Here is a 15,932-nt window from a genome sequence, read left to right as displayed (position 1 = left end):
CATCTATGAACACAAATCAATTAGCCATCTGCTTTGTATTTCAAGGCTGCTTATCTGCTGCCGTGATACCGGCTCAGGCTGCGCCACAATTTGCGAATACGGCAGTCATCGCTTTACCTGCGCGTGCCGCGACTCAGTTGCAGGAGGAAGTCAATCGTTTTCTGAACGAATGGCACGACGATGCAGCGCATTCCCGGTTAAGCTACTTTGATAAAATGACGCCTGATGCGGTGTATATCGGTACCGATAAAACTGAACGCTGGACACTGGATGAATTTAAAACCTGGGCAAAGCCGCATTTTGCACGGCCATCTGCCTGGGCTTTCAAGGTCAATGGACGCCATCTGCAAATGACTGAGGACCAAAGCGTGATCTGGTTTGACGAGCAGCTCACCACGGCAATGGGCCTGTGTCAGGCCAGTGGCGTCATCCGCAATACGCCTCAGGGTTTAAAAATCGCGCACTACCAGTTATCGCTCGCGGTGCCAAATGAGTTAGTCGATTACCTGGGTAAAGCCGTGCGTCAGTGGGAAAGCAGTGGCAAATTACCGGCTGGCGAAGTGAAATGATGCCGGTATCTGCGCCGAACTCTTTATAGGCTGTGATCCCCAACTAGCTTCAGCGTCATCAGAATTTCTTCTTGCATCTCTCCATTCACAGACAGTGCATCAGGTTCCCGTCCATACTCTGTCCAGCCAGCACGCAGATAGAGTTGATGCGCGGCCGTATTGCGGGCATTGACGCTCAGTCGTATATGCAGCAAGCCGGGCTGCTGGCGCGCGATACGGATTAACATCTGTAACAGACTTGCTGAAATGCCCTGGCCACGATAGGCTGGGGCAGTAAATACCCCCCAAAGCTTGGCGCAATGGCGCCGTTTAAGACCGCTGTCACGCTGTAATCCCATCATGGCGATTAACTGTGTTCCATCAAATGCACCGAAAATTCCGATATTGTCAGGATGGTTTATTTTATCTGTGAAGTAGCTTGCTGCTTGCAGGGATTCGCGTCCAAAATCAGCGCCAAAATTGGCTGGGCTGTCGGCCAGCGCCTGTAAGCGCAAAGTGCGCAGGGCGGCGCTGTCACTGTTATTCAGTATCCGTAGAGTGAAACTCATTGTGCTCAAATTTTCCTTAAAAGTTTTTTTGATCCGTTTTGGTTTGCCGCTGGCAAACGAGAATATTCAAGCAGAATAGCCTTGCTCAGCTTCACGGCGAGCATAGTCGTCACTCTTGCTTTATGCAGAGGTTAGTTTAAACGCATTTAAAAATAACAAGTCATTGATTTTAAAAAGAAAAAAATTGTTACTTCGCACGTTAAAGATACAACTTGTTACGGATTTTACTTTCTTTGCGACAAATTCAGTCCTAAACTTGCTGTGTAGTATTTCTCTCTTGAGGGCAAACCCGTTGAAAGACGGAGACGCAAAGCCACCGGCCTACAGCGCATCTGCGCCATGGTAGCGGGGTTGCCAACGTGGTCTATATCCTTACCCGTTGACATTGCGTGGTCCTCGCCCCACTTACGGAGCGTAGTCACGATGCATATTCTTAAAACAGCCAGCCACTCCCCGGTTTTTTCGCGGACTGTGATTTTTTCCGGTGTCATGCTGATGTTATCCGCTTGCGGCGACAGCAGTCAGCCAATTGCACAAAACACCGCCGTCAGCGCAGCACCCGCAGCGATTGCGACCGGCACCACCACGTTGCAGGCTGAACTGGCAGTCGTGCCGGCTGAAGCTGCCAATCAGCTCGCCACCCCGACTTTCCACGTTGCACCGGTCCTGCTGGAAACACCTTCTGATCTGGATGCCGATGCCAGTCAGCGTACGGCCTTGATGCCCGCGCATCAGCAGCCTATTCCAGTATCAACCGAGTATTTGTCACCCAAAGGTCTGACCGTAGATCAGATCCGCAGTGCGCAGCGCAGTTTTGAACTCAATGCCAGTACCAATGCCACCGGTTCTGCCAGCGCAGAACTGAAGCCAATGGCGACCGGCGCAGTCAGCACTTATACGCCGGCTCAGGTGCGTGCTGCCTACAACCTGGCAGCTATCCCAGCCAGCCTGACTGGTTTAACGGCAGCGCAAGCGGCCCAACTGGGTGCCGGGCAGACGATATACATCGTGAATGCCTATCACGACCCTAACATCGTGTCTGAACTGAATAACTTCAATCAGAAATTTGGTTTACCTGCCTGTACCGTGAAAACCATCGCGACTACGGCCAGCCTGCCTTTGCCCACTGCGCCGACTACTGGTTGCGAATTTTCGGTGGTGTATGCCAATGCGGCAGGCGGCATGAATGCAGCGGCGCCAGCCTATAACTCAGGCTGGGCCACAGAGATTGCGCTGGACGTACAGTGGGCACATGCGATTGCACCGCTTGCCAGAATCGTCTTGATTGAAGCACCGGATGCCTCGATCAATAGCCTGACCGGTGGTATCGCACTGGCCAATAAAATGGGCCCTGGTGCAGTGTCCATGAGCTTTGGTGCGGTCGAAGGTAGCTGGACTGCATCGGTGGATGCTGTATTCGGCACGGCAAATATGACTTACCTGGCAGCGACCGGCGATTATGGAACGCAAGTGAACTGGCCTTCGGTCTCATCCAAAGTCGTGGCGGTAGGTGGCACCACACTCAATTATTCCGGCACTGGCAGCCGCTCTGAATCGGCCTGGTCCGGTACTGGTGGTGGTGTCAGTGCATATACTGCGACACCGTCCTACCAGACTTCAGCAGTCCCAGGGATGGGAACACCGCTGCGCCGTACCGTGGCTGACGTATCCATGAATGCAGACCCAAATTCCGGTCAGTACGTTGCCGTAATTAATCCTGGCAGCGCTACGGTGAACTGGATCAGTGCCGGTGGTACCAGTCTGTCGACGCCACAATGGGCAGGTATCGTGGCAGTGACCAACGCCACCCGCGCGCTGACAGCGAAAGCCCCTTTGGGTGCGGTGCATGCCTCGCTGTATCAGCAGGCTGCAGTACCAGGCAATTATGCAAAGGCCTTTGCTGATGTGACCAGCGGCTCACATGGTAGCTGCGGCAGTTGTACTGCGAAGTCAGGCTATGATCAACTGACCGGCCTTGGAACGCCGAATGTATCTGATTTCGTGACGCTGATGGGGGGCAGCACCGTGGCGACCGCGCCAGTGGTGACCGGTGCAGCGATCAGCGGCAAAGTCGGTACGGCATTAAGCTTTACTGCATCGGCGACAGCTGCTAACCCGGTCACCTACACCTTGACTGGTGCGCCAGCTGGCATGACGATCAGCACGGCAGGTGTGGTCAACTGGGCGACACCGCTGGCAGGTACCTATGCCGTGACTGTGAATGCGACAGATACTAAAACAGCATTGGTCGGCAAAGGTGTCTACACCGTTACCATCGCACCTGCCGTTGCGCCTGTTGTAAGCGCCGCCACGATCACAGGCAAGGCGGGCACAGCACTCAGTTATTCCATCACCACCAGCTCGGATTATCCTGTGACTTATAGTCTGACTGGCGCACCAGCTGGCATGAGTATCAGCGCTGCCGGTGTGATCAGCTGGTCCAGCCCGGTACTGGGCAATTACCAGGTCACAGTGGTAGCAACTGACAGCAAAACAGGTCTGGTTGGTAAAGGCGTGATATCAGTCAGCATTACCGCACAAACGCCACCGGTTGTGACTGCTGCTTCCATCTCAGGCAAAGTGGGTACTGCACTCAACTTCACAGTTTCTGCCTCATCGGTTAATCCACTGAGCTACAGCCTCACAGGTGCACCGGCAGGTATGAGCATCAGCAGCGCCGGTGTAGTGAGCTGGGCGACACCTGTTGCAGGAACTTATCAGGTGACAGTGATTGCGAAAGACAGCAAAACCGGTTTGTCGGGTCAGGCAGTGTATACCGTCACGATTACCGCAGCGCCTCCATCTGGTCTGACGGTCAGTGCACCAGCCATCACTGGTGTGGCAGGTAAAGCTGTAAGTGGTGTGATTGCGATCTCGGCACCGGGCGCCAGCTGGGTCTCGGTCTCTATCTCCGGGGCACCACTCGGTATGGGCTTCTCTATGAGTGGCCTGAATATCACCGCGATCTGGCCAGCACCTGTCACTGGCAGCTACACCTTGAAAATCACGGTGACTGATTCGACCGGACGTACGACCAGCACCAATATGCCGATCACGATTACGGCAAAGTAAATCTCTGCCTGATAGTTGCTTGATTGTCCAATAGTTTCAGCCAGCGGGATCAGTTCACTGATCCCGTCTTTTTTTGCTTGTGGCGTGGCTAGTTTTGTTCAGGATTTAGGCTGACAAGTGGTACCGACTTTGATCGGGCCGAAGACTTTTTGCAGACCGCCGATCCCCCCGATTTGCTTGATGTACAGCTGCTTACGTGCCTTGTCTATCGCCAGTGTGTAGTGGTAGCTGTCTGAGATTCTGGGACCGGTTTGCGGCATTAGCGTAATAATCGCGAGCTCTTTATCCGCTGGGAACTGAGCAATAACAGGAAACGTATCCTGCACCCCGACCGTGGTAAAGCAAGCCCCAAGCTGGCGCTGGATCTCATTCACCAATTGCTGATCAGCGGCAGTCGCGGGTTCTTTCAAGGTCGTTTCAGCATGCGCCATCGCGAGGCTCCAGCAAGTACAAAGGGAAATAGCAAGGGTGTGACCGAATAGCTGACTGAATCGCATTGTGGCTCCTGTCAATTGGGCTAGGTAAGGAATTAAAGTAAGAATAAAATTAAGGAAGAAAACCAACTCTGTGATGTGGAATACTATCCACATAACACCAAGAGAGTAAACCGCTTTGCGTCAAGTTCTGCGCTCGCCTATCCAGGATCATTGCGAAAGTTGACCTTGCTTTGCGATGAAGAACATTGCGCTTCACCTAAACAGGCTCAGCTAAAGCGCGATCAATACTGGCAATCAGGGCATTAATATCCGCACTTGGATTGGCCGCCACATTGCGAAACCATCGCTTACCTAAAATCGAGGTCGTTGATGTTGATCCAACGGGTAAGCGCTGCGTGACATAGTCAAACGCGTTTTCGTTTTTGGGCCGCCAGACAACAATACCTGTTTGCGGTTCAGCATACAGTTCAAGCCGCTCGTCAGTCGCAATAAAATTTCTCAGACTGTGCGCAAGCCCCATACAGTGTTCAATGCGCTGGGCAACGCCTTCACGCCCCCATGCAAGCAGCGTGGCTAAAAGGGCTGTAGCAGTTGCGCCATGGGAGCCAAGCACACCAATATTGGGCGTCGCCAGATACGCGCCGCCGAAGCTAAGCGCTGCGTGGGCCTTCTCTGTGTCTCTGAACAAAACGAGCGCAGATTCTTTGGGTTGGAACAGCCACTTGTGTGCAGAGATGGCAACAGAGTCTGCCGACTCAATACCACCTAGTAAATGCGCATGCTTACTGAGTCTTAACGGACCTGCCCAGGCGGCATCGACATGGGTCCAGGCTGCCCGTCCCGCCAACACAAACGGGTCGATGGCACCGGTACTGGTTGAACCGGCGGTGAGTACCAAAGCGGATTTGCTCAAATCATCCGGCAATAGCGTCTGGTCCATAGCCCCATGGGCGTCTATAGGCACGCTCAGATAGCTGAGGCCCAGGATATGCGCTGCTTTCGCGATGGAGAGATGGGCCCCGTCTGATGCAATCACCTGCGTAACGCCTGCGCAATCGCGCGCGGACCACAAAGCAGTCAAATTAGCGACTGTCGAACCTGGTGTCATATGCCCACCATTCATACCGAAAAATGGAGCGAGCCATGCCAAAACCTGCTGCTCCATTTGACGAGCGACAGGTGCCGTTGCAGGATGAAGCAGATTCTGATTCAGCGATGCGTTCCACAGCGTCATAGCCCAGCTTATCCATGGCGTAGGTGGGTCCATGTGGGCAAAAGAACTGGCCTCACCTAAACGCGCTGCACCACCAAGGATGCCAGGTGCTAACGCATTCAGCACAGCGTCGGAACCCATTCCCAGCTCCGGTAGTTGTACCGGTAGATTGAGAACTTCCGGTTTGTCGAAATGATGACCCATCAAGTCTATGGCCTTATGCAATCCTTCCGGATTGACGGCGAACTCTGTGTCCATATCTTTACCTTATTTGCTATGTGAGTCTTAGTTTAAGCGCAGGTACTGAAGTGTTTGACTTTCACCACTTGTATCTTCCACGACTGTCAGCAGCCAAAAAACGAAAGCTAAGCGAGTAGTGGTAATCGACTCACATCCTGAGTCCGGTCTGCGTCTTTTTTTCAATAACTGCGAATTCTTAGCGAGCGCTTAGTCAGCCGGGAAATCAGGTATGAAAGGCAAATTATCCTGCATCCCAAGCTGAGGTCCTGTTACAACAAACTCTCAGCTTTATCTGAATTTCATTCGGGCTCTTGTCAAATTTTCTGGAGAGAATCCTAGCGAAAACTATCGCATTAAATAGTGATTAGCTGTAAATGATTTCGAACTTCGATAGAGTTATTTGAGACCCCATCAATGTCAGCCAGTTCCGTGCTAACTCAAATCAGTTTGCAAGACGAAAGTGTCAGTGAGTCTGAATGTGAACAATGTTTACTTCACATTGATGAGACAAGATTTTCCTTGAATAAAGTATTTTAGCTGCCAATATTGATTCACTGAAACTGTATTCAAGTGCTCAATTCCCAACTTGCATGTTGTGTCGAGCAGCATCTCGATTTACGTCAGATGTAACACATCGGAAGGTGGATGGTGAGCTGACGCTTAAGTTGAGGTGTTAAACCGAAAAGTAACAATGGTCGTGATCAACAAGGAGATCAAAATGATGCAGCGTATTTTAATGAGTTTCGCACTCTCCCTTTTTGCTGTCTTTTGTCCGCTTCAGGCTTGCGCTGCAGAAGTGGGTACTGCGGATGATGCCATCGCGTTGGTAAAAAAAGCCGTCAGCTATCTCAAAGAAAATGGGCCTGAGAAAAGTTTTGCAGCATTCAATGACTCCAAGGGACAATTTACCAATAAGGATCTTTACATCTTCGTGATCAATCAAAAAGGAAAAATGGTCGCACATGGGATGCTGCCAAAAATTGTTGATAAGGATGTTTTGGAAATGAAGGATGCTGATGGAAAATTTCTCTTCAAGGACATGCTAGCCGCGACAAGTAAGCAAGCCAATGCATGGGTGTATTACAAGTGGCCTAATCCGAGCACAAAAAGTGTTGACGATAAATCGACTTATCTCGAACGGGTAGACGAGTTTGTAATTGGTTGTGGTATCTACAAAAAATGAAGTATATCTATCCTGAAAAGAAAGAACGATGTAATGCATGGCTGGAAAACGAGGATTGATCAAAGCATTGATGGATGCTCGGTTTCAGTCATGCACGGTTTCAATGATAGCGGCTGCGCCGTGCTCAGACCCTCCCACGAAACCCAGATTAAAAACAAAGTTACTGATGCTGCCTGTCTTTTGCGGATTCTCGTCCGGCAGGGTTTCACCGAAGGGGGCACTGAACGAGGGTCGTAAAACGTAAAGAATTGGTAGGGGGCAATAGTTGAAACTCATCGCTCTCTGCATGCTGAAGAAGATTAGTGATGAATACTTTTTTGTGCCTGCCGAAAGCGAAAGTTTTCTCTAACAAATGGAAACAATATAAAAAATTGTAAATATCCGCTTAAAACAATGCCGCCCCATAGTATGAGCACTTCAAGCATTTCATATTTGTGCAAATCGACGCCGACGCTATCCAGTCCATAAACTAATAATCCAAACAGATAAAGGTAAAGCAGTCCAGAAGGAAAGGATAATACTGCCATGCCGATAATCAGATATATCTGTGATTCATTTCTTAGAGTTCTGGATAATTCTGGATTCAAACCAAATTGGTAATACCACCAACCTAACACAATAAGAGACGCAGCGAACCAAGCGAAGAGCGCAATTTTTTGTTTCATTTTTTCCTCACTATAAGCCACATTTTTTTCTGCAAGTTGCGTTTGCATTGTTGTCATATTGTTGGCATTGTGTGCCCATGCTTGGAATAACGCTATACCAAGGACGTGGCTTCGACCACTCATTTTGCATACACTTCTCAAAGCACTGATTGTCATCTTGAGTCTTTTTGCAAGAATTTTTATCGAAGTAGTCTTCGTCAGGCGTTGTCGGTTTTCCAGGGCTACTTATAGGGTTGCCGCTCGGTCCTTGTCCTCCGCAAATGGAAGTCCCATTTGGGAACACAATGCAACTGTACTGATGATGAGTGATATTGTCAGGTGAAACATACCCTCCGGGTTTCTGACCTAAGCCTCGTATGCATTGGTAGGTCGATAATCCAAGCGGATCTGTGTTGCTGATCGGGTTTGCGTCATCGAAAAGGTAGGCGTTCAAGCCACCCCGCAACCCAATCGGATCACTCTGAATATACCGTCCCGTCTGCGGATCATAATCTCTGAAATAGTTATAGTGCAAATTCGTTTCGCGGTCGAAGTATTGCCCCGCAAAGCGCAGATTAAAAACAAAGTTACTGGTGCTGCCTGTCTTTTGTGGATTCTCGTCCGGCAGGGTTTCGCCGAAGGGAGCACTGTCCCAGCGCCAGACCGGGGTGCCGTTACTGTCAGTGATGACTCTGGGGGTGTTGAGATGATCGGTGTGGATATCAAACACTTTTGCTACGTGGCTGGTGACGGTGATGATCACAGGTGATGAGACGGTACTGGCACCCAGGTTATCCGTGGCTGTTGCGGTCAGGGTGTAGCTGCCTGCAGAGACATTATTCCATTGTGTGGTGAAAGGTGGCTGGGTCAGGCTGGCGATGTTAGTTGTGCCGTTAAAGAAATCCACTTTGCTGATGGTGCCATCACTGTCACTGTCACTGGCATTGGCAGTCAGGGTAATGCTGGCAGGGGCCGCGCTATTGAGCGGGCTGGCCGTCAGGCTGATGAAAGGTGGGTTGTTATTGATGACGCTGATGATCAGGGGCGAGCTGGTGCTGGTGTTGCCTGCGCTGTTAGTGGCTTTAGCGGTCCTGATTGTGTTCGTATAAATCTAAGCGATGAAAGCAACGCGTTAAGGTGTAATCCCGAACTTCTTATAACGCAATAGATGAAACTCACTGCTCCCTACGCATGCTATTTATTCTTGAATTTCAAAATTATGTAAATTGCAATTCCGGGCAGGAAAATAATGAAGACTATTATTGTTCCCTCAAGAGAGGCAAATGGTAGGTAAATTAAGCATATAGCCGCGACTACGCCATATATGGCGGTTATAAACTCAAAAATTTTGCTCCAGTTCATGGCGCTTCAATATTTATTTTATGGAAATGGCATTGGTGGAAGTTTTGGCCAATTTGGATTGTCAGGCCTATTGACAGGTGGTTCTGGACATGAGGGTTTTGGGTCGCAAATTGTCTGACAAGCCTGATAGGTTAAGTAGCCACCTACAATCAATCCAATTTTCGATGTCATTACCGATTTTATATCAGATATTGCTTCTCCAACGTACACAACACTGACATTTGAACTGCCTGCCATCTTACCTGCTGCTGCACCAACTGCTCGACCGCCCAAATCCCCTAGTACTGTTTTTGCCGGTATACATCTAACCATACAACTGCCATATGGATTTACAGGTTTTTCTGGAAAATTGGGAAAAGTCTTTTTAAGGAAATCATATAATTCAGGTGGCGCCTGAAGACCCATGGGGTCAATCAACCCAACCGGATTCCCTGCCACATACCCATAAGTATTTATCCCACCTTGTAGCCCAATCGGATCACTCTGAATATACCGCCCCGTCTGCGGATCATAATCCCTGAAATAGTTATAGTGCAAATTCGTTTCACGGTCGAAGTACTGCCCCGCAAAACGCAGATTAAAAACGAAGTTGCGGGTGCTGCCTGTCTTTTGCGGATTCTCGTCCGGCAGGGTTTCGCCGAAGGGGGCACTATCCCAGCGCCAGACTGGGTTGCCGTTACTGTCCGTGATGACTCTGGGGGTGTTGAGATGATCGGTGTGGATATCAAACACTTTTGCTACGTGGCTGGTGACGGTGATGGTCACAGGTGATGAGATGGTACTGGCACCGAGATTATCCGTGGCTGTTGCCGTCAGGGTGTAGCTGCCTGCAGGGACATTATTCCATTGTGTGGTGAAAGGTGGCTGGGTCAGGCTGGCGATGTTAGTTGTGCCGTTAAAGAAATCCACTTTACTGATGGTGCCATCACTGTCACTGGCATTGGCAGTCAGGGTAATTCTGGCAGGGGCCGTGCTATTGAGCGGACTGGCCGTAAGGCTGATGACAGGTGGGTTGTTATTGATGACGTTAATGATCAGGGGTGAGATTGAAAAAGATGGCGTCGAATACGCCATCGTTGCCGATGACAACTTCAACTACAACGACCCCTACTACAGGGCCATGTTTGAACCACCTAGCTTCCTGTGGACCCCAGGTGGCTCCCCCATTCTGGTGGGAGGCAGTGTCAGCGCCAAGAAAGTCGCCGTCGGTGGCAAACTCGGCATCATCCAAGACCCGTTCGGCAAAAAGGGTAGCCCCAAATTCCTGGGTGCGACCCTGCCACTGGACGGCTATGGCATCCGTAATCTGAGCGTCTCTGAAGACGGCAAAGTCTTGCTCGGCCAACTGTATGGCGGATACGGAACCGATAACCCCAATGTCCAAAAGGAACACCAAACCCATGTGTGGAACGTCGGTGCCATCATCGATGCGGCCTTAGCGATGACAGACAAAGAAAGGGAAATTCATCACATCAAATTCACGGATCAGCAAAACGACACGATCAACAATGAACAACGGGTTGACGCGGGAGCGGGTGTGCCTATTGGGACGTATTTTGATCCGGAACCTGTTGTTGTGAAAGTTGAGGGTAATTTGGGCGATGTCATTGAGGTCGATCTCAAACGGATGATTGCTCATGAATTGCTCGGTTTGCCTAAGCCTGGTCCCAAATTGACAGATGCAGAAAAAGCCCTGATCAATCAAAAGAATGCACAAATTCAAGAGATTATAGATAACATCGATAATTTTAATTTTGTGGCAAATAAAAAAACAAAATTGACCGATGTGTCAAAGAAAGATGAACGCGCATTTACCTTGGTGACCAATGATAAGTTGGAACCCATCTCCCAGGATAAAAATGGAAAAGATGCGACGTTTAAAGATGAAGGCCGGCTCTTTATGGCAGCCAATCTCATGCAAAAAGCTACAGAGAAAAAAAGCGGTAACCATACGGGTGATACCGTCGTTGAACGATTACGGAAGGGAGAGAACATCAAAGGGGGTATGTCGGAAAGCTTCCTTATCACCTACCAGTTGAAGAAGGATGTTGATCCAGGAAATGGAAAAGCAAAAATCGCAAAGGGCTCTGGCACGGCAAACGTAACTGTTACCGCGAATGATTTCGCCGAAGCGAAAGATACGATTTTCTTTGGTGATCGTGACTTGAAAAAACCTGGCTATAGCGCCTTCAAATTGTCTGGTGATGTCAAAGTTGGTTCGACCAATACGCTGGATGTTTACCGGGTTGAGCAGCGTCTGCAGTATTTAGGATATGGCGTTGCCGCGGCGGCTGTTAATGGCGCAGGCGAAGTAACAGTTGATGGTAAGTTGGATAGTAAAGAAGAAGTTGATTTAAGAATGTTCAGGCAAATCGTCGCAGGAAAAACTGAATATGATGCAAAAGAAGGTAGTAAGCCTGCCGTGACAGAAAAAGTCGGAAAGAAAACTGTCGTGAAGGCGCCAGAGGGGCCACCAACGCCAGTGGAAGTGAAGAAGGGCAGTGATTTAGAAAACTGGCTCAATGCGTTTAATGCGCCGCATTGGATGAAATTCACTGGTTTTTCTGGCGATGCGAAACCGGATCAGCTCAATGGCTGGGTGAATAAAACCACTGGAGAAAACAAAACGCTGGGAACAAGTTGGGTATATGACTTAATGGTTGCCGGTCAATATGCCGCCAAAGTGCAGGGAAGAACGCCCCTCTGGTTTAAGGGAGCAGGTTCATTAGGTGCGCAATTAGATTTAGGTATCAATGAGAAATACATTTCATCTGCGATTCAAAATAAATTGTATGACGAAGAGTTTTTAATTGGACTTTCCGCAGCCGATAGCTATGACTTGAAAAATGTTGTGGCTAAAAATACAAGTGATGCCACACCTCAAGAGCGTCTCAAATATTTGTTGCAAGAGCGTAATCGTATAAAACAAACGGGTGTTGGCACCTGGGATACGCAACGCGCTACACAATTGGCTGATCTGCTCAAATACGTCAACAAAGTAAATCCGGCGGTAAATAATCCGAACAACAAGGCCGAAGCCTTAAAAGATTTCTTGACGGTGTATTCCGCCACACAAAATGATACTGTGGCAAATAATGGATCGCTTGATGAACAGTTACAGCTGATTAAATCAGGCGGTACCGATAAAAAAGAAATTCAAAAACTGTTATTCGGCGATGGTACGCAGGCGAATGGGTTGATTAAAAGAGATGGTCTGTTGATTGGTAGTAAAGCCGATAAGGGCGATCTTGATACAAGCTTTGATGCCAGGAGTCTGGCTGCGATATTAAACAGTACTGAGGCAATGGTCACGCCGTGGGTGGAGACGATCAATAAAGCGTTGGCATCTGGTGATATTAATACACCTAAATTGTTGGCAGTGTTTTTAGCCAATGTGGCACAAGAAACTGGCGGACTACGAACTACTGCACAAACTGGGAATTTTACAGATCCGCTCAAGAGGGGCCGGGGTATTTTGCAACTGACAAATAGAGATACCTATGAAAACGCTACCTTTGGGAATTACGTTAAACCCGATGGAATTCTAGATGAATGGAAGCCCTCCCTCAATGAATGGCTTGGCCTGCAGAAGGACTCAACTGCGCATCCACGAGGAATGAACCCCGAAACGGATAAACAGGCTTTTGTGACACGTAATCAAACAACCGGGCAACTCACGGTAACCGGTAAAACCGAGCCAAATTGGTGGGTGCGTGCCACATTTGAACCAAACCCAAAATTGTCGAAGGGCAAGGCAACTGAATACGTGAAAGCAGATAGTGCGGGTAATTACACCATCACCAGTAAAGATGCGTATCCAGCACTCAGGGATGTTCAATTAAGAGCCGTCCAATACAACTTTCTGGAGAAAGAAGGTTATGAACAGTTGGAAACCGGCAAAAATCTAATGTTGGCGGCCAAGTCGGGTGTCTGGTACTGGCGGTTTGCCAAGAAAAATGATTTGAACCTCAAATCTCTCTCTAAAAATATGGATGGTCTTTACCAAGAATCTATCGACAAAATTAATAAACGGGAGGCGACTGCTGCCCCTAAGCCTGCCAAAGATAGGCGTGACCATTATGTTCATGCAAAAAGCGTGGTAGAGGCTGGAAATACCTACGGAAATATGAGAGCGTTACTAGGCGATATCGGATTAAAAGCCGTTAATCAGGGCGACTACAATAACCGCTTTGGTATTACATTAATGAAGCGTGATGCCAAGCGCATTGGCGAAGCAGGCAGCCTTCTATTGGCAGAACAATCAAGCTTTGCTATGTCTTCAGGTCGTGAGGCTTTATCGGCGGCGCTAAAAGCGGATTTTAATATTCAAGCTGGAGACATCGATATGTTGTTTATGGACTTACCCAATACAGAGCCATTCTCCCTCAATAACATGGAAAATGTGGCGGCAGCTACCACTCCTGCACTTCATGGAACCCGTTATGGCGTCTGTGAATTTCAAGAAAAAGGTAAACAGATTCCTTTGTTTTATAGTCAGTATATGGAGGATTTTTTACCGAAGAAATTTTTGGATGGTGTTTCTGGGCCATCTGGTGACGGCTTAGACAGGCTCGGTGAATGGAGGATGGGTATAAAAGTCAAGGTTATTCGCAACCCTGACCATGGCAAAATGGTATCGGAAGATGGGGGGGATCCATGGTATGCACCCAATCCTAATTTTGTAGGCAAAGACCGTGTCGAAGTTTTAGTGAGCGGCAAGGACTTAAAAGGGAATGCAATCTCCAGAACGTTAGTCTATTTCATCAATGTTTTACCAAAGAAAGAATATACCCGCTTACTCGCAGAAAAGACAGATTATTATGCTTTCGTCAAACACTATTGCGGTTCACGGAAGATTACCTGGCCGATTGTCGATGAACCGGGTGTGCCTGCAAAAGGTGAGACGAATACCGACGGTTATTTCAACTGGTTCAACTTAGGCGGATCGTCTGATTTGAATATCGTACTTGCTAACGCCAGTTCTGCCATTACTGGTTGGGGTGACCTAAGCGGCTCCGCCGTAGGCCAAACCACAGGCACCGGCAGCACCGCCCAAATCACGCTAGACAGCAACGCCGCAGGCCACGGTTGGTTCATCGATAACACCCCAGATCAAAACGACGAGTTCTTGCCGACCTCGAATCCCGATGTCTGGATCGCCAAAGCAGGTTCAGCCGCCGATGGTAAGATGGATATGCTCTCCGTGCTCTTGCATGAATACGGTCATGCTCTGGGCATAGAACACAGTGGCGATGATGGCGATTTCATGGCTGCCAGTCTGCAGCCCGGTGAGCGTCGTTTGCCGAGTCCGGACGAATTAAGCTTGATGGCCCGTCTGGTCGCGGCCTTGAAACAAACGCCAGTTGATCCAACTGCATCCGGCTTGCCGGTTTCTAATGTGAGCTTGATGTCCTGGTACCGACTCCGCCGCGCTGAATATGGTTGGGTCTTGGATACTGATCAAACGCAGCTGGTGTCACGTGTCGACCTGACAGCTAGCCTGGGATCTGCCAATGCTAACCAGGCTGCGCAAAAAGAAACCGCAGTCAACAATACCCTGAGTCAAAACAGTAAAGACTGGCAAACCCTTGGTGATGTCAGGTCCAATAACGCTACCATCACCCTGGGTGAAAGTAATCAGGCAAACGCCCACCTCACCCAATCCTTCGCAATCAAACAAGGTGACCGCTACTTAAGCTTCACCGTCGCCAATAACGGCATGCAAAGCAACGGCGTTGATGAAGACGGTTCTGAGTCTGGCCCGGATGATGCCTTTGAAGTCGCGCTGCTGAATGCCAACACAGGCGCGTCGGTAGTCGGCACAGACGGCTTGAGCCTGAGCGATGCGATCTTAAACATCCAAAGCGATGGCACGGAGCATAAGGCCAGTTCGGTACGCAAAGTGCACAACGCCGATGGCAGCGATACCTACTTTGTCGATCTGCAGCAAGCGGTGAATAATGGCAATGGTTTAGTCACCGGCACACCAGTCAGCCTGTCGTTCGACCTGATGGGCTTTGGCATACAGAATAGTCATGTCTCACTGCGTGACATCAAACTGGTGCAAGACCCAGTGGCCTTTGATGACGAAGTCAGCAGCAAGGAAGATGCGACCGCGACCATCGATGTCCTCAGCAATGATCTGCTGGGTGGCGGTGTTGCTAGCAGCGCGGCCCAACTGAACATCGTCAGCCAGCCTGCGCACGGCAGTATCAGCATCAACGCAGACGGCACGATCAGCTATGTGCCCGCCGCGCATTTCTATGGCAACGACAGCTTCAGCTACACCACCACCGTCGATGGTCGCGTGTCTAATCAGGCGACCGTTACTTTGCATGTAAGTCATGTCAACCATGCGCCTGTCGTCACCTCAGACAATGTCGCGATGACGGTCACAGCAGGCAAGCCAGTCGCTTTCAACCCATTGGTCTTGAGCCAGCATTACGGGTATTTACGCAAATTTCTTAGCAAATCAACGTCAGGACTACGACGCTGCTGAACTGATGTATAAAAAGGCTCTGGAACTCGCCCCAAATGATGCGAACATTATTGCTAATTTCGTTTCGCTATTGATATGTAAGAACGATAAGGCATCACTGGATAGTGCGTCCCAACTTATTCTACGTGCAATTACATCAGCTAAAGGCGAAGCTACACAGACTGT

At 49.3% G+C, this 15,932-nt stretch carries 11 protein-coding genes and 1 riboswitch; of the genes, 5 read left to right on the top strand and 6 right to left on the bottom strand.

The window, feature by feature from the left end; translation table 11 throughout:
- Positions 1-5: 5 nt before the first annotated feature.
- The gene (locus tag H8K43_RS09670; RefSeq protein ID WP_186903628.1) at positions 6-569 is read left to right on the top strand and encodes a nuclear transport factor 2 family protein; all 564 of its coding nucleotides are present in this window, start codon (positions 6-8) and stop codon (positions 567-569) included.
- Between the two features lie 23 nt (positions 570-592).
- Here H8K43_RS09670 and H8K43_RS09665 read toward each other — a convergent pair whose 3' ends face one another.
- On the bottom strand, positions 593-1,117 hold the full coding sequence (locus H8K43_RS09665; RefSeq protein WP_186903627.1) for a GNAT family N-acetyltransferase: 525 nt from the start codon (positions 1,115-1,117) through the stop codon (positions 593-595).
- Positions 1,118-1,389: 272 nt separating this feature from the next.
- Positions 1,390-1,476: riboswitch (cyclic di-GMP riboswitch) on the top strand.
- Between the two features lie 64 nt (positions 1,477-1,540).
- On the opposite strand from H8K43_RS09665, the gene H8K43_RS09660 reads away from it, so the two are divergent.
- The gene (locus tag H8K43_RS09660) at positions 1,541-4,189 is read left to right on the top strand and encodes a S53 family peptidase (protein WP_186903626.1); all 2,649 of its coding nucleotides are present in this window, start codon (positions 1,541-1,543) and stop codon (positions 4,187-4,189) included.
- A gap of 98 nt (positions 4,190-4,287) precedes the next feature.
- On the opposite strand, the gene H8K43_RS09655 is transcribed toward H8K43_RS09660, so the two are convergent.
- The gene (locus tag H8K43_RS09655) at positions 4,288-4,620 is read right to left on the bottom strand and encodes a hypothetical protein (RefSeq protein WP_186903625.1); all 333 of its coding nucleotides are present in this window, start codon (positions 4,618-4,620) and stop codon (positions 4,288-4,290) included.
- Positions 4,621-4,882: 262 nt separating this feature from the next.
- Entirely contained in the window at positions 4,883-6,097 is a 1,215-nt protein-coding gene (locus tag H8K43_RS09650) for a pyridoxal phosphate-dependent decarboxylase family protein (protein WP_186903624.1), read from the bottom strand.
- Positions 6,098-6,797: 700 nt separating this feature from the next.
- On the opposite strand from H8K43_RS09650, the gene H8K43_RS09645 reads away from it, so the two are divergent.
- A complete protein-coding gene (locus H8K43_RS09645) occupies positions 6,798-7,262 on the top strand; it encodes a cache domain-containing protein (protein ID WP_230403805.1) in 465 nt (154 codons plus the stop codon).
- Positions 7,263-7,561: 299 nt separating this feature from the next.
- On the opposite strand, the gene H8K43_RS09640 is transcribed toward H8K43_RS09645, so the two are convergent.
- On the bottom strand, positions 7,562-7,975 hold the full coding sequence (locus tag H8K43_RS09640) for a hypothetical protein (RefSeq protein WP_186903623.1): 414 nt from the start codon (positions 7,973-7,975) through the stop codon (positions 7,562-7,564).
- Positions 7,938-8,861: an RHS repeat-associated core domain-containing protein gene (locus H8K43_RS09635; protein ID WP_230403835.1), complete on the bottom strand. Its 924-nt coding sequence runs from the start codon at positions 8,859-8,861 to the stop codon at positions 7,938-7,940. Before H8K43_RS09635 ends, H8K43_RS09640 begins: the two co-directional genes overlap by 38 nt.
- On the opposite strand from H8K43_RS09635, the gene H8K43_RS09630 reads away from it, so the two are divergent.
- The gene (locus H8K43_RS09630) at positions 8,821-9,015 is read left to right on the top strand and encodes a hypothetical protein (RefSeq protein WP_186903622.1); all 195 of its coding nucleotides are present in this window, start codon (positions 8,821-8,823) and stop codon (positions 9,013-9,015) included. The two genes, H8K43_RS09635 and H8K43_RS09630, sit on opposite strands and share 41 nt — an antisense overlap.
- Before the next feature lie 271 nt (positions 9,016-9,286).
- Here the strand turns inward: H8K43_RS09630 and H8K43_RS19255 are convergent, their stop codons facing one another.
- The gene (locus tag H8K43_RS19255) at positions 9,287-10,342 is read right to left on the bottom strand and encodes an RHS repeat-associated core domain-containing protein (RefSeq protein WP_408058509.1); all 1,056 of its coding nucleotides are present in this window, start codon (positions 10,340-10,342) and stop codon (positions 9,287-9,289) included.
- On the opposite strand from H8K43_RS19255, the gene H8K43_RS09620 reads away from it, so the two are divergent.
- Positions 10,290-15,767 (top strand): Ig-like domain-containing protein, encoded by a 5,478-nt coding sequence (locus H8K43_RS09620; protein ID WP_186903621.1) that lies wholly within the window; start codon positions 10,290-10,292, stop codon positions 15,765-15,767. The two genes, H8K43_RS19255 and H8K43_RS09620, sit on opposite strands and share 53 nt — an antisense overlap.
- Positions 15,768-15,932 lie beyond the last annotated feature (165 nt).

It is taken from the genome of Cognatundibacterium curvum (assembly GCF_014284235.1).
Taxonomy (GTDB): Bacteria; Pseudomonadota; Gammaproteobacteria; order Burkholderiales; family Burkholderiaceae_D; genus Undibacterium; species Undibacterium curvum.
The sequence above is the reverse complement of the archived record's forward strand: the minus strand, read 5'-3'. Positions and strand labels throughout refer to the sequence as shown.